The organism is Kribbella hippodromi (genome assembly GCF_039531045.1).
Classification (GTDB): Bacteria; Actinomycetota; Actinomycetes; order Propionibacteriales; family Kribbellaceae; genus Kribbella; species Kribbella hippodromi.
Genome location: NZ_BAAAPH010000020.1, coordinates 92,648 through 110,576, shown reverse-complemented (window position 1 = coordinate 110,576; position 17,929 = coordinate 92,648). Strand labels below are relative to the sequence as shown.

The window sequence follows — 17,929 nt, the reverse complement described above, 5'->3', positions numbered from 1 at the left end:
GGCTACAGTCGCGCGGCCGGGGCCGCGGCCGGTCGGCTAGAGGGCCGGGCTGCCGGGGGTGTGCCGTTTGCTGCCGGTGGAGCCGCGATCGGCTCTTCCGTGCTCACCGGCCCGTCCCTGCTCACCGGTTCGTCTCTGCTCACCGGACGTGGCCTGCTCACCGGTTCGTCCTTGCTCGCCGGATGTGGCCCGGCCCCCGCCGGCACGCGGCAGCGCCGGGTCGTTCGCGAACCTCGCGGCCAGATCATCCGCGACGGACGCGGCCGGCTCGCCCGCAATGGACGCCGCCGGCTCGTTCGCGACGGACGCAGCCTGCTCGTTCGCGACGGACGCGGGTGGCTTGTTCCCAACGGACGTGTCGCGGTCGGAGGGTACGTCAAGCGGGGCTGGCGGCTGCGCTTCGAATACGCGGACCGCTGCCAGCGTCTGGTCGCCCAGCCCCGCGCCGTACCGCTCCGCCTCGCGGCGCACGTGGGTGTCGGTGCCTTCGAGCCGCCAGTCGGCGACCCGGACGGGAAGTTCCTGGAAGCCCTCAGCCAGCACCGTCGCGGTCGCGGCCGCGGCCGCGGGCCGGCTCGCGCGCGGGATGGACGACCGCGCCACCATCGTCTCCGCCGCTGCGACCGTCACGAGGTCCGGCGACTCCACCTGCTCGTTTCGCAGGCCGGTCTCGCTGTCGGCGTGGTGCTCCACCCGGTCCACGAGGGCTCGCGCCACGATTGCCCTGATCTCGTCCACTTGTGCATCCGCCACGGGCGGCAGCGTAGCGGCTGGGCGAGTCAGCGGCGTTGCGGCCGATGTCACAGGCAGCGCGGCCTACTGGCGCGTAGGCTGCCGGTTCATGGGAGAGACGGTGAACATCCACACCACCGCCGGGAAGCTCGCGGACCTCGAGCACCGGCTGGACGAGGCCGTGCACGCCGGGTCGGAGCGGGCGGTCGAGAAGCAGCACGCGCGCGGCAAGAAGACCGCCCGGGAGCGGATCACGATGCTGCTGGACGAGGGCTCCTTCTCCGAGCTGGACGAGTTCGCCCGGCACCGGTCGACCAGTTTCGGCCTGGACGCGAACCGCCCGTACGGCGACGGCGTGGTGACCGGCTTCGGCACCATCGACGGCCGTCAGGTGTGCGTGTTCGCCCAGGACTTCACCGTCTTCGGCGGCAGTCTCGGCGAGGTGTTCGGCGAGAAGATCGTCAAGGTGATGGACCTGGCGATGAAGATCGGCTGCCCGCTGATCGGCATCAACGACTCCGGCGGCGCCCGGATTCAGGAGGGCGTGGTCTCCCTCGGCTTGTACGGCGAGATCTTCCGCCGCAACGTCCGCGCGTCCGGGGTGATCCCGCAGATCTCGTTGATCATGGGCCCGTGCGCCGGCGGTGCGGTGTACTCCCCCGCGGTCACCGACTTCACCGTGATGGTGGACGAGTCGTCGTACATGTTCATCACCGGCCCGGACGTGATCAAGACCGTCACCGGCGAGGACGTCAGCCAGGAAGAGCTCGGCGGTGCCCGTACGCACAACACCAAGTCCGGCAACGCGCACTACCTCGGCAGTGACGAGGAGGACGCGATCGAGTGGGTGAAGGCGCTGGTCGCGCATCTCCCGCAGAACAACCTCGAAGACCCGCCGGTGTACGACGCGCCGGCCGATCTCGAACCGAACGACACCGATCTCGCGCTCGACACGCTCGTCCCCGATTCGCCGAACCAGCCGTACGACATGCACACCGCGATCGAGGCGGTCGTCGACGACGGCGACTTCCTCGAAGTGCACGCGCTGTTCGCGCCGAACCTTATCGTCGGTTTCGGCCGGGTCGAGGGCCGTCCGGTCGGCGTGGTCGCGAACCAGCCGATGCAGTTCGCCGGCACCCTGGACATCGACGCGTCCGAGAAGGCGGCCCGCTTCGTCCGTACCTGCGACGCCTTCAACCTGCCCATCCTGACCTTCGTCGACGTCCCCGGCTTCCTGCCCGGTACGGACCAGGAATGGAACGGGATCATCCGCCGCGGCGCGAAGCTGATCTACGCGTACGCGGAGGCGACTGTCCCGATGATCACCGTGATCACCCGGAAGGCGTACGGCGGCGCGTACGACGTGATGGGCTCGAAGCACCTCGGCGCCGACATGAACATCGCCTGGCCGACCGCCCAGATCGCGGTGATGGGCGCCCAGGGCGCGGTGAACATCCTGCACCGACGCGAACTCGCCGCCGCCGAAGACGTCGAGACCCGCCGCCAGGAACTGATCACCGAATACGAGGACCATCTCGCGAACCCGTACGTAGCCGCCGAACGCGGCTACATCGACGCGGTGATCAAGCCCAGCGAAACCCGCGCCGAAATCGTTCGCGCCCTCCGCCTCCTCCGCACCAAACGCGACACCCTGCCCCCGAAAAAGCATGGGAACATCCCCCTGTGAAGATCATCAAAGGCGATCCCACGCCGGAGGAGCTGGCTGCCCTGGTCACGGTCCTGGCCGCCCGCGCCACCACCCCCGCCCCCAGCCCCGACCCACAGCGAGCCGGCAACTGGGCCACCTACTGGCGCAACGCCCGCCAACCCCTACACCCCGGCCCCGGCCAGTGGCGCGCGTCCGCCCACCCGTAGTCGCCCGACTGGCGCTGACCGCCGCGATCTACCTGTTGCCTGGTAGCCGCTAGCCGTTGCCGGTCGAGCGATCGGGCGTTCGGGACTGGCCGGTCTGCCGTACCTGCCCGGTCGGCGCGCTGCCGCCGGACGCCGGTGCATCCGCCGCGCCACCGCCCGGTTCGGCCACCCCGATCCGCGGGTCCACGATCTGTGCCTCGGGTGCACGCTCTGGCTCAGCCCGCGCCTCGAGCGCACGCTCCTGGTGCGCGATCAGCTCCAACGCCAGCGTGGCCACCCGCCGTCCCCCATTCGCCGACTGAGCAGCGGTGTTGGCACCGTACGCGTGAACCATCCCGGTGTCCTTCAACTGCTGCAGATTCTCGAACTCGGAGCGGATCACCTCCGACACTTCTCCTTCGAGTACGGCGTACGCGGCCGGGTCCTCCTCGAACAGCCGAACCATCCGTTCGGACCCGCGCATCAGCAGCCCAGCAGCAACCTCAGGAGCCCTGTCCGGCGGCGCATTGTTCAGCCAGTGCAACGTACGCTCGCCCGACATCCCAGCCCGCCGGCCGACCGCCTCCGCAAACGCGTACCCAGCGGGCGCCTGATCGTCGACGCGAGCCAGCAGCCGCTGCCGCTCCACCGAATTCGCCTCCGCCCACCCCAACGCCAGGTAGTCGGTGGTCCCGGCAGGCACCCGCCCGTTGCCTTCCAGGTCGTGCAGCACACGGTCGTAGTGCGCGGCAGTCCAAGCCCCAGCGACCGCCTCCCGCATCGCACTGGCTTCCACCTCGGTCGCGGCCCGCCCGTCCCGGTAGCGCCGCGACTCGGCCAGTTCGGCCACGGCCCGCAACGCGCCGATCATCGCGGTCTGCCGAATGTTCCGGTTGTCGTACCGCTCCTGGTACTCGGCCTGGTCACCACGCATCCGCAGACCGATCCGTTTCCCCACTCCAGGCGCGATCAGGTCCTTCAACGTGCGGTGCTCCTCCGCACCGAACACCGGCGTACCCGGCGCGCCCGGCGCCGAACTCATCACCCCGCGCCGGCCGGCATCGACCCGCGCCTGCCCCATCGAGGTCCGATCCGGCTGCCCACCGCCGTAGAACTTCCCGACCTCGCGCATCGACACCTGCATCTGCCGCATCAGCTCGTGCACCTTCTGATGCACGAACGGCAACCGGTCACCGTCCATAACCCAACGTTGCCAGCCAACCAGGCCACCCACCCCGGCCGCCGACTCACCTCGGCAACAGTTCACCCACCGTTCAGGGCGGCCTTCACACTCGGCGGAAGCGGATCAAGGGGTACGTCGGGGAGTCGCCGGTGTTGCGGGGTGGGCCTTGGAAGGTGGTGGCGCTGTCGAGGGCGAGGCCGTGTTTGGCGGCGGTGGCTGCCAGGTGGGTGAAGGCGTCCTGGGAGCGGCGGTCGTCGGGGCCGCGGCCGTCGGCGTAGCGGGTGGCGTCGGATTTTTCGGTGGTGGTGATGAAGACGCCGTCGGTGCGCAGGACGCGGGCAGCTTCGGCGATGACTGGTTCGCTGTCGTCCAGGAGGTGCAAGAGCCAGACCGCGACGACCGCGTCGCAGCGACGGTCGCCGACCGGCAGCCTGCTGGCGTCCGCCGCGGCGACGTGGCCGGGGAGGCGTACGCGGGCGTGCTGCAGCATCGCCGGTGACAGATCGACGCCGTGTACCAAGTTGCCCATGGCAACCAGCTCCGCGCCGACGATGCCGGTACCGACAGCGAGTTCGAGTACCCGGCCGCCCTTGGGCAGCATCGCGTCGACCGCGCGGGCGGCGGCTTCGGCGCGGGCAGTCCCGCCGCGGGTGTCGTCGTACGCGGCCGCGACCGCCTCGTCGTACAGATAAGGCGCCGTCGTCGTCCACAGCTCGGGCCAGGAGATGCCCACCTCGGCGAGCATCCGGCGCAACAGCGGCAGCGATAGGCCGACGACATTGTGGTAATCGCCTTCGATCGACGTCACGAACGGCCCGCCGAGACCATCGACCGTGAACGATCCGGCCACCACCAACGGCTCGCCCGTGGCCACGTACGCGTCGATCTCAGCGTCGCTCATGTCCGCGAACTGCACAGTCGTCGATTCGAGTTCGCGAAGCTCGTGCTTCGACGCGGTGTCGATCAGGCAATGGCCGGTGTGCAGTACGCCGCTCCGCCCGCGCATCATCCGCAGTCGTTCACGGGCAACTTCCGGCGTACCGGGTTTGCCGTACGCCACACCGTCGAACTCCAGCACCGAATCGCAGCCGAGTACGGTCGCGTGATCGGTCAGGTTCGCGATCACGGCCCGCGCCTTCAGCGTGGCGAGCAACCGGGCCAGTTCGCCCGGGCTCTCCGCGGTGATGTTGTCCTCGTCGACCCCGGACACGATCACGATCGGCTCGATGCCCGCGCCGCGCAGCGTCTTCAGCCGCGCCGGGGACGCCGACGCCAGGACGAACCTCATAGCTTCGCCAGCGCCCGGCGGAGCGGGTCCAGACCGATCGACCCGAGGTTCAGCGCGTCCCGGTGGAACGCACGCAGATCGAACGCCGATCCCTTCCGCTGCTTGGCTTCCTCGCGGGCCTGCAGCCAGATCCGCTCGCCGACCTTGTACGCGGGCGCCTGCCCCGGCCACCCGAGATACCGGTTCAGCTCGGCCTGCAGGAACTCGGTCTCCATCCGGCAGTGCGCGCGCAGGAACTCGAACCCGAGGTCGGCGTTCCACCGCTCCCCCGGCCGCCAGCCGAACGGGTTGTCCCGCGGCACTTCCAGCTCCAGATGCATGCCGATGTCAACGATCACCCGGGCCGCGCGGAACCCCTGCGCGTCCAGCATGCCGAACCGGGCGCCCGGGTCCTCCAGGTAGCCCAGCTCCTCCATCAGGCGCTCCGCGTACAGCGCCCAGCCTTCGCCGTGGCCGGACACCCAGCAGGCGATCCGCTGCCACCGGTTCAGCAGGTCCGTACGCAGCATGGTCTGCGCCACCTGAAGATGATGCCCCGGCACACCCTCGTGGTACACCGTGGTGACCTCGCGCCACGTAGCGAACTTCTCGACGCCGGCCGGCACCGCCCACCACATCCGGCCCGGGCGGGTGGTCAGGTCCTCGCTCGGCTGGGTGTAGTAGATCGATCCGTCCGACGTCGGCGCGATCATGCACTCCAACGTACGAATCTCGTCGGCGATGTCGAAGTGCGTACCGCCCAGCTCGGCGACGGCCGCGTCGGACAGCTGCTGCATCCAGTCCCGGAAGGCTTCCTTGCCCTGGATCGTCCGCGCCGGGTCGTCGTCCAGCAGCGCCGCGGTCGCCTCGATGGTCCGGTCGCCACCGTTCAGCCCGGCGGCGATCTGCTCCATCTCGGACTCGATCCGGGCCAGCTCCTCCCAGCCCCAGGCGTACGTTTCCTCGAAGTCGATCGACGCGCCGAGGAAGTGCTGGGACGCCAACTCGTACACCTCGCGGCCGCACGCGTCCCGCTCCGGCGCGCGCGGCGCCAGGTCGGTGGTCAGCCATTGGCCGAACTGCCCGAACGCCTTCCGGGCCGACGCCGCCGCGGCCTCGACAGCCGGCTTGACCGGCCCGTCCGGCGCCTGCGCGGCCAGCCCGGCGAAGAAGTCGTCGCCGTCGGCGCCCGTCCAGCTGGCGATCCGCTCGGCCAGGCCGTGCACCTGCCGGACCGCGGAGATCCGGCCCTGGTCCGCCTGGTCGAGCAGCGTCTCGCGGTACCCGTCGAGGGTCGTGCCGAGCTGGTTCAGCCGGATCGCGACGTTCTCCCAGTTCTCGGCGGTAGCCGTCGGCATCAGGTCGAACACCTGCCGCAGATACGCCGGGACCGACGAGATCGCGTTCAGCTGGTACTGCGGTACGCCCGCGTCGTGCCGCTCGAGCTCCAGGCCGAGCCGCTCCAGCAGCGCGTCCTTGGCGACCTCCTCGCGCGGACTGCCCGGCTCGATCGCGCCGGCCTCGGCAAGGGTCCGCCGGATCAGCTCGGCCGGCGCTTCGAAACCGGCCGGTGTGTAGTCCGGCAGCTCGTGGTCGTGCCCGGCGACACCCATCTCGGTCGCCGCGATCGGGTCGAGGACGAAGGACTGCTCGAGGTACCGGTCGGCGAGCTGGTCGATGGAGCTGGTCGGCGTACTCGCCGTGCTGTGGGCATCGGTCACCTGGCCGACCTTACCTGCCGGGGCCGTCCGGAACTGACCTGATTGTTGCCGATACTGTGACGATCGCCGTAACGCACTTTGCTGTTGCTGTTGAACTACGAGAGGACCGGCGTTGAGCCAGCCACCCTTCGGGCCACCCGGCCAGAACCAGCAGTACCCGCCGTACCAGCCGGGGCCGCAACAGGGTCAGCCTGCTGCTCCTTACGGACCGCCACAAGGTCAGTACGGGCCGCCACCGCAAGGGCCGCCTTTTCAAGGTCCGCCTCAGTACGGCCCGCCGTCGCAGGGGCCCGGTTTCGGTTGGGGTCCGGGCTTCGGCGGTCCGGGTGGTTCCGGTGGACCAGGTGGTCCGGGCTGGCAGCCGCGGCGGCCGCGGAAGAAGTCGAAGGCCCCGCTGATCGTGATCCTGTCGCTGGTCGGTGTCGGGATCGTCGGTGCCGGCCTCATCGGCATCGTCCGGCAGGCGGCGAAGGACACGACGCACCCGCCGGTGGTCCCGACCCGGTACACGCCGAAGCCGACCACCGAGTCGACCGGGCAGCCGACCGAGGAGCCGACCTCGACCGCGACCGAGTCGCCGACGTCCGAGCCGAAGGTGAACGACGCGACCGTCGTCTCGAAGAACGCGATCTACAAAGTCGGCCAGATGCGTACGGCGAACTGCCGCGAGCCGAAGGTCCGGCCGACCAACGCCCGCAACGCCGCCGCGTACTGGGCCGCGATCAAGCCGTGCCTGGACCGGTCCTGGGGACCGTTGGTGACGAAGGCCGGCTACAAGTTCCAGCCGCCGTCGATGTCGTACTGGTCCGGTAGCAGCACCACCACCCCGTGCGGCAGCGGCGTGGTCAACGTGCCGTTCTACTGCTCGTCCAACAACAACCTGTACATGAAGGTCGACGTCTTCGTGAAGTCGTACACCCAGTACTCCGACGCGGAGTCCAAGGCGTACGCGCGGATGTGGTACACCCGATCCGTCGCGCACGAGTACGGGCACAGTGTGCAGAACATGACCGGCATTCTGCAGGCGTCGGACAACCTGCGCTACGAGCTGAGCGACTACAACGACCGGCAGCGTCAGACCCGCCGGATGGAACTGCAGGCGAACTGCTTCGCCGGTGTGTTCCTGGCGATGAACAAGAAGAGCTACCCGATCAGCGGTGAGCTGCTGTACGTCTGGAACAAGTGGGTGGTGACCGCGGGCGACAAGCCGGAGGACGGTGACCACGGCAGCGTGGCGAGTCAGCAGCGGTTCATGGGTCAGTCGTTCAAGACCGGCAACCCGGCCAGCTGCAACACCTTCGCGGTGTCACCGCGGTACGTCAGCTAGCCAGTTCCGGTGGCGCCACCTGGCGCCAGGAGTCGGCCAGGATGTCGTGCAGTTCGTCGGCATCCTCGAGCGCGGCGAGGCGGGCCCGAACCCAGTTCGAGCCCGCCTCGTGCTTTGGTACCCAGAACTTCTCCGGCTCCGCCGCGATCAGCTCGTCCCGCTCCAGCCGCGGACAGCGCACCGCGAACGAGCTCTGGTCGTCCGGCACGGTGACGAACATCCGCCCGGCCACATCGAACGTCGGGTGCCCCCAGCGCTTCTTCTCCACCGTCTCCGGGAAGGACAGGGCGATCCGGCGTACGTCGTCTGCGTCGAGCACGCTCACACTGTAGATCGTTCGCGTCCGGGGAGTAGCAGCGCGATCACCGCGCCGACGGCGACGACTGCCGCGCCGGTCCAGACGGCGGGTACGAGGCCGGCGGCGTACTTGGCCGGCGACTCGTACGACCCGGCCGATGCGAACACCGACGCGAGGAGCGCGACCCCCATCGCGACACCGACCTCGCGGATCGTGTTGTTCGTACCGGAGGCCACACCGCGATCCGCGTCGGACGCACTGTTCATCACCACGCTCGCACCGGGCGCGAAGGTCAGCCCCATGCCGACTCCGGCCAGTACGAACGGTCCGATCAGGTCGGCGTACTGCGTTGTGGCGGAGGTGATCAGAGCGATCCAGCCGAGTGCGGTGGCCAGTAGTACCTGTCCCGTTGTGATCAGCGTTCGCGCGCCGACCCGGTCGACGATCAGTCCGGCGATCGGTGCGACCACCAAGGGCGCCGCGGTCCACGGCAGCGTACGCAGACCGGATTGGTACGGCGAGTAGCCCTGCACCACCTGGAAGAACTGCGCGAGCAGGAAGACCGAGCCGAACACGCCGACCGCGAAGGTGAACGAAACCACGTTCACCACGCTGAACGAGCGGACCGAGAACAGCCGCAGCGGCAACATCGGCGTGGCAGTGCGGCGCTCCCAGGCGATGAACGCGGCGAGCAGGATGACGCCGGCGATCAGCGTGCCCAGTACGCCGCCGGAGGTCCAGCCGTCGTCGGCGCCGTGGATCACTCCCCAGACGATCGACAGTACGCCGCCGGCCGCTAGTACCAGGCCGAGCAGGTCGAGCTTCTTCGCCGTACCCTTCGACTCGGTCAGGACGCGCGCCGCGAGCAGCACGGCGACCACACCGATGGGGACGTTCAGCCAGAAGATCCACTGCCAGTTCAGCCCGTCGACGACGGCGCCGCCGACCACCGGACCGACCGCGACGCCGAGGCCGGAGATCCCGCCCCAGATGCCGATCGCGGCGCTCCGCTGCTTCTCGGGTACGGCGCCCGCGAGCAAGGTCAGCGACAACGGCATCACCGCCGCCGCACCGACGCCCTGGATCGCCCGGGACGCGATCAGCATCCACGAGTCGGTCGCCAGCGCGCAGGCGGCCGAGGCCAGCGTGAACAGCGCGATCCCGGCCAGGAACATCCGCCGCCGGCCGAGCCGGTCGCCGATCGCGGCCGCCGTCAGCAGCAGCGCCGCGAACGACAGTGTGTACGCGTTCACGAACCAGGCCAGATCGCCCAGCGACGCGTTCAGCTCGGACTTGATCACCGGCAGTGCGTTCGTCACCACCAGGTTGTCCAGCGTGACCATGAAGGTCGGAATCCCCACCGCGGCGAGCACCACGCCAAGCCCGCTTGGCCGCCTGGGCCCACGCAGCCCACGACCCGGCCTGGGCTGCTGGTTCACATCCCCCCTGCCGAGAGCGGTCGCTGTCATCTCGTACTCCTTGTTGTAATTGACTGATAACAAGCTCGATCACGAGAGTATGCATCGACTGATAACATGTCAAGCAACGGAGGGAGAACGGATGGCGAGCAAGGTCAGACTGACCGCCAAAGAGCGTGGCGACGAGGTGCTGCGGGCGGCCGTACGCGCCTTCTCCGCGTCCGGCTACGAGGGCACCAAGACCGACGAGATCGCCCGGCTGGCGGGGGTGTCGCAGCCGTACGTGATCCGGCTGTTCGGCACCAAGCAACAGCTCTTCCTCGCCGCCGTCGAGACGGTCTGCGCGCGGATCGAACAGATCTTTCGCGAGGCAGCCGCGGAACGCCCCGACCTGGCGACCCTCGGCCGCAACTACGACCGCCTACTGGCCGAGCCCGAGCTGCTCCTGGTCCTCCTGCACAGCTTCTCCGCCAGCGGCGACCCCGTCATCGGCGACTGCGTCCGGCAACGCTTCGGCAGCATCTACACCCTGGTCCGCGACCTCACCGGCGCCACCCCCGAACAAACCCGAGACTTCCTCTCCGCCGGCATGCTCCTCACCTGCATGTCCGCCATGCAGGTAATAGGCCCCAACCCCATCCCCATCCAATGGGCCCAAGAACTAATCCAAACCTTCGGCATCGACTAGTTGAGTTTTTGGCCGGCGGTTAGCCAGATGGTGGTGGTGGTTAGGGCGATGGCTGTGACGGTTATGGCCAGGGAGCCGGGGATGTTGGCGTTGTGGATGAGGGTGGCTGCTAGGGCGATGGCTGGGGCCAGTAGGACGGCGATGGTGGTGGGGACGCGCCAGCGGGTTAGGGCCTTGGGGGTCAGGCGGGCGTAGGACGGGAGTTGGGCGGTGAAGGCGGTGGCCAGGTGCAGGATCACCAGAGCTACTGCGGTGATGACCAGGCCGGCGGTGAGGTCCGCGGGGGCTCGGGTCAGCCAGCCGAGGGTTACTACCAGCAGGAACATCAGGCCGGCCAGGGAATCGGGCAGGACGACCGTGGTGAGCAGCAGCGGGACGCCGAGGATGGGTACTAGGTCCAGCTGGTCCCAGGGCTGGATTGTGGGTACTACCAGCGCGACAGTGCCGGCCGCAGCGATCAGTAGGCGCGCCAAGAGGACGGCGCGGCCGGAGGAACGTAGCTGGGCCAGCCAGAGGGTTACTTTTTCTGAGGCTGTCATGAGCGGATCCTGGGAGCGGCGGACAGGCGGGCGGCGTCGCGGAGGACCTCGTCCAGGGTGCCGGAGCCTTGCCAAGGGACCGCGGGGACGCCTAGGTCGCTGAGGCGGTCCAGGTCGCGACGGCGTTCCAGCAAGCGCAGCCGCCAGGCCAGCGGCCACGAGCGGGCGTCGTGGGCTTCCGGGTCCAGCACCGTGGTGATGTCCGGCGGCAAGGTGTCGACCGCGATCACGGTGCAGCCGGAGTGTACGAGCGTGACGATGTAGCCGAGCATCGACGGTCGCAGCAGTGGACTGAGTACGAGCACCAGGCTGTCGGAGCGGACCCGGTTTCGCCGCGCGAGCTGCTCTTCATCCTGCTGGCGGCTGCGCCGATCGGCGTGTACGAGCGTGTCCAGGATCCGCCGCAAGTGCCCGCGCCCGCTGCCGGAGCGTACGCCCCGGAACACACTGCCCGTGTCGATCAGCCGAACGCGGTCGCCGTTGCGCAGGTAGTGCTCGGCGATCGCCGCGGCCGCGCGGACCGCCGTGTCCAGACTGCTCGATCGCCCGTCGATCCCTTCGCTGATGCCGATTTCGCCGCCGGTGTCGACCATGATGACGACCTCGGTGTCGCGGTCCGACCAGGTCGAGGTGACGTGCAGTTCGCGGGTCCGCGCCGAGACCGCCCAGTTGATCCGCCGCAGCCGGTCGCCAGTACGGAACGGGCGGACGCCGGCCAGCTCGGTGCCCTCGCCCGGACGCCGCGACCGGTGCAGGCCGACCAGACCGGCCGGCCGCGGTACGGCATCGACCGCTTCGAAACCTTCCCGCAACGGCAGCGTCGTCACGGTCTGCACCTTCGCGGACAGCACCGGAATCCGGTACGCCCCGATCGACGACGTCGCCACAACCGTGGGTCGCTCCAACGACCGCATCCCCCAGCGCTGCGACCGTACGCCGACCTCCAGCGTCACCTCGCCCGCGGCGACCGGCTCCGCGATCGCCGCCTGCGGTGGGTCGTACTGGAACCACGCCGTCCGCGGCAACGCGGCCACGATCAGGTCGATGTCCGGGTCGGCACCGGACGGCACGGACAGCCGGTACGTCGTCGCCTGCCCTTCGAACAGCACGTCCGCGTCGAGCTCGGTCTGCACCTCCGGCTGCTCGCGCGGCCGGAAGAACCGCCCCCACGCCGCCAAGAACGCCAACGGCAACCCGAAGACCGCCGCGTCCGGCCGCCGCAGCAGGACGGCGACGCCCAGCAGCACCGCGGCCACGCAGATGGCGCGGATCTGCGCGTGCGTCGGACGCCACTTCATGCTTGCGCCGCACCAACCACAGTGGGCGGCGCGGCGACCGTACCGAGCACAGTGCGAACGACCGTCGCCCCTGTGACCTCATGCAGCCACAGCTCCGGCCGTACGGTGATCCGGTGCGCCAGCGCGGCAACCGCTACCGCTTTTACATCCTCCGGTACGACGTAATCGCGACCGTTGATCACTGCGTACGCCCGCGCCGTCAACAGCAAGGCCAGCGAACCACGCGGCGACGCACCGACTAGTACCTGCGAGTCCCGACGAGTAGCGGCGGCGAGATCCACGCAGTACTGACCGACTGTGTCGTCGACTGTCACCGTCTCAACAGCACGTTGTGCAGCTAGCAGGCCCGCGGCGTCAGTCACCGCCTCTACTGTCTGGTCCTCGCTGCGACGGCTCATCCGGCGCCGCAGCACCTCCCACTCCTCCGCAGGCGTCGGGTACCCAAAGCCGATCCGCAGCATGAACCGGTCGAGCTGAGCCTCCGGCAGCGGGTACGTCCCCTCGTACTCCACTGGGTTCGCTGTAGCGAGCACGTGGAACGGAACCGGCAGTGGGAACGTCTGGCCCTCCACTGTCACCTGATGCTCCTGCATCGACTCCAGCAGCGCGGCCTGGGTCTTCGGTGGCGTCCGGTTGATCTCATCCGCCAGCAGCAGCCCGGTGAAGATCGGTCCGGGCCGGAAGACGAACTCCGACTCCTTCTGGTCGTACACGAAGGCACCGGTCACATCCGACGGCAGCAGGTCCGGAGTGAACTGCACGCGCCGGAACTCCAGCCCCAGCGCCTGCGCGAACGACCGTGCGGCCAGCGTCTTCGCCAGACCCGGGTAGTCCTCGAGCAGCACATGCCCGCCGGCCAGCACCCCAGCCAGTACGAGCTCCAGCGCCTCCGCCTTCCCGACTACTGCCTGGCTGACGCGCTCCAGCACCCGCCGGCTCAGCTCCGACACCTCAGCCAGCGTCAGCTCGCCATCAGTCACAGGTTCCCTCACAGATTCTCGATGGTGTGGATCGCGGCCTCGATGTCGCCGAGGGACGCGGTGCGTTTGTCGTCGCTGGTGATCAGCTGCCAGAGCTGGTCGCCGGTGATCGCCCGCGCCCGGTCCGGTTCGAGCTCCGGGTCGACGCCGTGGCGGTGCACCAGCCGGTCAGTGGTCAACTCCAGTAGCAGCGGCCGGACGCGGCGGACGAAGGTCAGCGACCCTTCACCGGACCGTCGCTCCCGGCCGGCCTCCTGCACCCAGGTGGCAAGGAACTGGGTGCGGTTGTCGTTGGTACGGGTCCGCAGCGCCGCCAGCTTCTCGTCGTGCCGCCCGGGCCAGCTCGTCTCCAGTACCTCAGGCAGTACGAGCCGGATCGCCAGTGACACGATGCCGATGGCCAGTGCGGCCGCTATGAACCACAGTGGGCGCGGCGCCATCCCGGCCAGTGCGAAGATCACGACAAGGGCGAGGCTGACCAGTACGGCGATGCCGACGTGCTGCAACAGCAGCTTGTGCGGCAGCAGCGAGCGCTTCTTCTTGACCTCCGGCGGCGGCCCTTTCTCCTCCAACGGAGTCCACCGGTACGAAGTCATCGCACCGCCCCCGCCCCGGACTCCTGCCCGCCCGATCCGCCCGGTCCGTCCTGTCCGCCCGGTCCGTCCTGCGCCGCCCGCTCGGCGCCAGCCGCCGCCCGTTCGGCGCTAGCCGCCAGCTCGTCCCGGAGGCGTTCCAGGGCGGCCCTGGCTTCGGTGCGGGCTTGTTCACTGGAGCCGTGCGTCGAGTAGCGCGCCTCGCGGTACAACGCCCCCAACCGGATCAGCTGCGGCTCCGAGATCCCGCCGACCCCGAGCACCCGCACCGTGAACTCGGCCGGCGTCTCGGAGGCTTCCCGCGGTACGCCGGCCGATGCGGCAGCGCCCTCAAGCGCTACCCAGCACGCGATCACCGCATCGGTCGCCGTACCGCTGTCGATCCGCGCCAGCCCGCTGTCCACCGCCTCGGCCAGCCGCTCGGCCTTCACCCGCTCCCAGTCCGTTCCCTCGGGCTCCGCCTGCGGAAGCTGCACCCTCCGGATGATCCGGTAGAGCACGAGACCGAGCAGCACCGCGACGGCCGCGATCGCCAGGTAGATCAGCGCCTGCCACAACGACTTCAGCCAGCCCGGCATCTCGGTCTGCTTGATCGGGCGCGCGGACCGCGCCGGCGGGGGCGTCTGCGCCGACTCGGTCGGCGTGAACGTCGGAAGCGGTTCCGGACTGGCCTTCAGCGTGCTCTCGCTGACCGGCCGGACCGGACCGCTGGCGGACGCGAGCACGACGAAGCCGGCCGCCACGATCCCCACCAGCAGGACGGCGGCGACCGTCAGCGCACCCCGACGCTGCGTCTGCATCTCGGCAGGCTACCCCGTCAAAAGCCCGTGTCGAGGAATGGAAGCCGGATTGTGGAAAACGCTTCCGACGTAACCGCCAGCGCACCCGCCGTGTGCTCCTCGACCAGACCCGCCCGGCCGAGCCCTGCCAGCGACGGCCGGCCGAGGTACGCGGCGCCCAAGTCGCGGACGTGCAGCGTGAGGTCGGCGTCCCGCGAGGCCTGCGTGCAAGCGGCACCGTCCGGTCCACCCGTGAGGTGCCAGCGGCCCGCGTTCCACGGCAGGAAGTCGTCGATCACCTCGATGACGACGTCCACGTCTCGCGCGTACGTACGCCCGGCGAGTGTCGCGGCGACGTCGACCGCCCGGAGCCACAGACCGTCCCGGGTGATCGGCGACGGCGCCCGCGGGTCGAGCAGCAGGTCCAGCAGTGGGTCGTCCGACGGGAGCGAGCCGCACCGCGTCTCACTGAGCAGGTCCGGCTCGAGCAGGTAGCGCCAGAGCGCAGCATGTGAGGCGAGATCGGCCGCGTGCACCCGCTCCACGTCGACGAACGCCTTGTCCGCGCGCTGCGTCCGGTAGTACGCGAAGCCGGTCAGCTCACCGTCCCGCTCGGCCACGACGCAGCGAAGCTTCGACGCGCTCCCAGCGCTGGTGGACATGGAGGTGCCGATCGCGGCCTCCTGCCAGTGCTCGTTGTGCTGGAACATCCCCGGCCGCTCCAGCGCCAGCTTGTTCCGCAGTGCGCCGCAGCGGGCCAGGTACTCACGGGCGTCCACGTAGCGGATGCGTACGTCGTCGATGCCGGCCACCGGCTTCAGCTCCCGCGACGCCTTCGGTACGACGATCGCCTGATGATCCGTCGCGAGCCCGTACCCGAACCGGGGGTAGATGACCGGCTCGCTGGCAGTCAGCCCGGCCAGCGGTTCGCCCGCCTCGTGCAGGTCGTTCAGCTGCGTACGCATCAGGTCGCGCAGGATGCCGCGCCGGCGATGCGTCGGCCGGACCGAGACCATGGACACGCCGCCCATCGGCAACTGGCCACCCGGCACCGACAGCCGGAGCGAGAACGAACCGGTGTGGCCGACGATCTGGCCGTCGTCCACCGCGACCGTGCTCCGGTCGAACTCCTGGATGCCCCGGGCCGCCTCGTACTGCTCGTCCTTCCACGGCGCCGCGAACGCCAGGTCCAGCAGCTCGACCAGCTCTTCCCACTCACCCTTGAACCGCTCGATCTCGATCGTCATAGGCACTGCCTATCAGACGATCCACCTCCGGCACCTCCCCCTTTTGGCTGGACCAAGGGCAGCTCGAGGACTGGACTGATGAAAACCGTTTTCATATACTGCTGTCATGACCGCCCGAGCGAAAACCCCGTTGTCCTTGCTGGTGGGGCTGTCCACGACGTTGCGCGAGCCAGTACTGGCAGCGATGACCGACGCCACCACCGTGGTTGTGGCCGTTGACCAGGACGAGCTGCCAGGCCGGGGCGTACTGGGCTGGCGCGTGTCCGACAGCTCCGGCCCGATCGACGCCGGTGAGTTCACAGTCGGCGACAACTGCGGTGCATGCCAGCTAATCGAGTCCCTGCTGCCGTTGCTGGAGACACTGGTCGATCGCGGGCACTGGGACCACATCGTGCTCGCCGCACCACCTGCGATGGAGGCGCGTCCACTCGTCAGCACGCTGGTCTCCGTACTGCCTGAGGTCGTCGTAGACACGGTTACGTGCGTGGTGGATGCGGTACTAGTGGTTGAGCAGCTGTCCGGTGATGAGCTGCTGGCCGAGCGTGGTCTGGCGCTAGGACTCCCGGATCGGCGGAACGTTGCGGAGCTGACTGCTCGCCAGGTCGAGTACGCGGACGTGTGCGTACTTGCCAATGCGCATCGCAGCGCAAAGCTGGAGCGGCTGGAGCACCTGCTAGTACACCTGAATCCACGGACCAGCGTGGTGCCCGCGGATGCGGCCGGCGTACCAGCTGGACCTGTCGCCCGCACTGGACGGTTTGACTTCGACGCGGCTGAGGCATGGGCCGGTGAGTTTGCGTCGTCCGACCGGGTGCAGCCGAGTGACGACGGTGTGACCACGGTGCTGTGGCGGTCGACCAGGCCGTTGCATCCGGCGCGGTTGAACGATGCGCTGGAGGACATCGTCGACGGAGTGGTTCGCAGCCGCGGTGTCGTGTGGCTGGCGAACCGGCCGACGCAGCGGGTGCGCTGGGAGTCGGCCGGCTACAGCGCTTCCCTGGGTACGCTCGGCGAGTGGTCCGACTCCGACCACCTTGCCGAGTGCACTGTCGTCGCGACCGGCATGGGACTGGACCCGGCCCGTCTGCAAGCGGTCCTCGACGCGTGCCTGCTGACAGAGTCCGAGCTGGCCACCCTCGACTGGAACAACCTGGACGACCCGTTCGCCGGAGTCTTCTAGACCGGCAGCTCGACAGGAGGTGTCCGGCGCAACCATCCGCCGCCAGGCTCAGCGACGCACCTCATCCGGCGCAGGATGCGGACACCTCCTGTCGAGCTGCCGATATCAGCCGAGGAGCGGGAGCCTGCTCGCGTGCGGGCCGAGCATGTCCAGGTCGTCCTCGTCCAGCGGGAGGCGGCCGGTCGCCTTCAGTACGTAGGTGGTGGTGTCCCAGCCGATCACGTCCCACGCCTCCGGACCGAACAGTCCGTCCAGCGTGCGCGCCGTGACCTGCAGGCCTTGTGGGTCCGGCTCGGGTGCGCCGGGTAGTCCGACGATCAGGTCGAGGTGATGAACAGTTGCCTCAAGCACCAAAGTCGCGACGAAGTCGGCCGCGTACAGTACATGCCCTTGGGTCTCGATCCGGTGCCCGTTCGCGGACGTACCCACCGCCGCGGCCCGGACCGCCGCCTCGGACACCTCGCGCCAGTGCTGCACGAGCACACCAGGCCTGCGGTACGCGGCGGCGATGTTCTTGACGAAGCTGGTGTCCGTCTCCGGCCCGGGCGGGAAGTCGCGCCAGTACGTGACGAAGTCCCGATCCGGCTCGGCCACGGCCGGGCTGGCAAAGGCGACCAGCGCCCGCTCGGCGTCGTACAGGAGATGCACTAGCAGCGGCCCGACCGGCATCCCCGGACACCGCGTCTCCCGCCCGAAATCCGCGTCACTCAGCCCCTGCACCGTCTGCGTCAACCGCCCGTAGACCCGCCCCAGCGTCCCCGCCAGCCCCCGCGGCAACGCGCCGCGCTCGGGTGCCTTCATCCCCGGCCTCCTCGGTGTGCTCTC

Annotated in this window: 18 protein-coding genes; 5 read left to right on the top strand and 13 right to left on the bottom strand. The window is 69.3% G+C overall.

What is annotated here, in order from left to right:
• Window positions 1-36: 36 nt before the first annotated feature.
• A complete protein-coding gene (locus ABD260_RS27740) occupies window positions 37-753 on the bottom strand; it encodes a hypothetical protein (RefSeq protein WP_344237996.1) in 717 nt (238 codons plus the stop codon).
• Window positions 754-841: 88 nt separating this feature from the next.
• Here ABD260_RS27740 and ABD260_RS27735 point away from each other — a divergent pair, with 88 nt between their 5' ends.
• Window positions 842-2,419 (top strand): acyl-CoA carboxylase subunit beta, encoded by a 1,578-nt coding sequence (locus ABD260_RS27735; protein WP_344237994.1) that lies wholly within the window; start codon window positions 842-844, stop codon window positions 2,417-2,419.
• Window positions 2,416-2,607, top strand: coding sequence for an acyl-CoA carboxylase subunit epsilon (locus ABD260_RS27730; protein ID WP_344237992.1), 192 nt, complete (start codon window positions 2,416-2,418; stop codon window positions 2,605-2,607). Before ABD260_RS27735 ends, ABD260_RS27730 begins: the two co-directional genes overlap by 4 nt.
• Window positions 2,608-2,656: 49 nt before the next feature.
• On the opposite strand, the gene ABD260_RS27725 is transcribed toward ABD260_RS27730, so the two are convergent.
• From ABD260_RS27725 to ABD260_RS27715, 3 genes are all read right to left on the bottom strand, one after another.
• Window positions 2,657-3,787 (bottom strand): hypothetical protein, encoded by a 1,131-nt coding sequence (locus ABD260_RS27725; RefSeq protein ID WP_344237990.1) that lies wholly within the window; start codon window positions 3,785-3,787, stop codon window positions 2,657-2,659.
• Between the two features lie 85 nt (window positions 3,788-3,872).
• A complete protein-coding gene (locus ABD260_RS27720) occupies window positions 3,873-5,057 on the bottom strand; it encodes a Maf family nucleotide pyrophosphatase (RefSeq protein ID WP_344237988.1) in 1,185 nt (394 codons plus the stop codon).
• Window positions 5,054-6,757 (bottom strand): DUF885 domain-containing protein, encoded by a 1,704-nt coding sequence (locus ABD260_RS27715; RefSeq protein ID WP_344237986.1) that lies wholly within the window; start codon window positions 6,755-6,757, stop codon window positions 5,054-5,056. The genes ABD260_RS27720 and ABD260_RS27715 overlap by 4 nt, the downstream gene beginning before the upstream one ends.
• 112 nt (window positions 6,758-6,869) lie before the next feature.
• Here ABD260_RS27715 and ABD260_RS27710 point away from each other — a divergent pair, with 112 nt between their 5' ends.
• Window positions 6,870-8,084 carry a neutral zinc metallopeptidase gene (locus ABD260_RS27710; protein WP_344237984.1) on the top strand — a complete coding sequence of 405 codons (1,215 nt, stop codon included), beginning with the start codon at window positions 6,870-6,872 and terminating at the stop codon, window positions 8,082-8,084.
• Here ABD260_RS27710 and ABD260_RS27705 read toward each other — a convergent pair.
• Window positions 8,077-8,403, bottom strand: coding sequence for an MmcQ/YjbR family DNA-binding protein (locus ABD260_RS27705; RefSeq protein ID WP_344237982.1), 327 nt, complete (start codon window positions 8,401-8,403; stop codon window positions 8,077-8,079). The genes ABD260_RS27710 and ABD260_RS27705 overlap by 8 nt on opposite strands.
• A gap of 2 nt (window positions 8,404-8,405) precedes the next feature.
• On the bottom strand, window positions 8,406-9,851 hold the full coding sequence (locus ABD260_RS27700) for a DHA2 family efflux MFS transporter permease subunit (RefSeq protein ID WP_344237980.1): 1,446 nt from the start codon (window positions 9,849-9,851) through the stop codon (window positions 8,406-8,408).
• Window positions 9,852-9,942: 91 nt separating this feature from the next.
• On the opposite strand from ABD260_RS27700, the gene ABD260_RS27695 reads away from it, so the two are divergent.
• Window positions 9,943-10,488, top strand: coding sequence for a TetR/AcrR family transcriptional regulator (locus ABD260_RS27695; RefSeq protein ID WP_344237978.1), 546 nt, complete (start codon window positions 9,943-9,945; stop codon window positions 10,486-10,488).
• On the opposite strand, the gene ABD260_RS27690 is transcribed toward ABD260_RS27695, so the two are convergent.
• From ABD260_RS27690 to ABD260_RS27665, 6 genes are read right to left on the bottom strand one after another with little or no spacing between them, the layout of a single operon-like run.
• Complete coding sequence (locus ABD260_RS27690; RefSeq protein ID WP_344237976.1) at window positions 10,485-11,027, bottom strand: hypothetical protein; 543 nt, start codon at window positions 11,025-11,027, stop codon at window positions 10,485-10,487. The genes ABD260_RS27695 and ABD260_RS27690 overlap by 4 nt on opposite strands.
• Window positions 11,024-12,325: a DUF58 domain-containing protein gene (locus tag ABD260_RS27685; RefSeq protein ID WP_344237974.1), complete on the bottom strand. Its 1,302-nt coding sequence runs from the start codon at window positions 12,323-12,325 to the stop codon at window positions 11,024-11,026. The genes ABD260_RS27690 and ABD260_RS27685 overlap by 4 nt, the downstream gene beginning before the upstream one ends.
• Entirely contained in the window at window positions 12,322-13,305 is a 984-nt protein-coding gene (locus tag ABD260_RS27680; protein WP_344237972.1) for an AAA family ATPase, read from the bottom strand. The genes ABD260_RS27685 and ABD260_RS27680 overlap by 4 nt, the downstream gene beginning before the upstream one ends.
• Window positions 13,306-13,313: 8 nt before the next feature.
• Window positions 13,314-13,901: a hypothetical protein gene (locus tag ABD260_RS27675; RefSeq protein ID WP_344237970.1), complete on the bottom strand. Its 588-nt coding sequence runs from the start codon at window positions 13,899-13,901 to the stop codon at window positions 13,314-13,316.
• A complete protein-coding gene (locus ABD260_RS27670) occupies window positions 13,898-14,698 on the bottom strand; it encodes a DUF4129 domain-containing protein (protein WP_344237968.1) in 801 nt (266 codons plus the stop codon). The genes ABD260_RS27675 and ABD260_RS27670 overlap by 4 nt, the downstream gene beginning before the upstream one ends.
• A gap of 17 nt (window positions 14,699-14,715) precedes the next feature.
• Window positions 14,716-15,924: a GNAT family N-acetyltransferase gene (locus ABD260_RS27665; protein WP_344237966.1), complete on the bottom strand. Its 1,209-nt coding sequence runs from the start codon at window positions 15,922-15,924 to the stop codon at window positions 14,716-14,718.
• A 106-nt stretch (window positions 15,925-16,030) separates the two neighbouring features.
• Between ABD260_RS27665 and ABD260_RS27660 the strand changes: the two genes are divergently transcribed.
• Window positions 16,031-17,104, top strand: a complete 1,074-nt coding sequence (locus ABD260_RS27660) for a CobW family GTP-binding protein (protein WP_344237964.1) — start codon at window positions 16,031-16,033, stop codon at window positions 17,102-17,104.
• Window positions 17,105-17,209: 105 nt separating this feature from the next.
• Here ABD260_RS27660 and ABD260_RS27655 read toward each other — a convergent pair whose 3' ends face one another.
• Window positions 17,210-17,905, bottom strand: coding sequence for a maleylpyruvate isomerase N-terminal domain-containing protein (locus tag ABD260_RS27655; RefSeq protein WP_344237962.1), 696 nt, complete (start codon window positions 17,903-17,905; stop codon window positions 17,210-17,212).
• Window positions 17,906-17,929 lie beyond the last annotated feature (24 nt).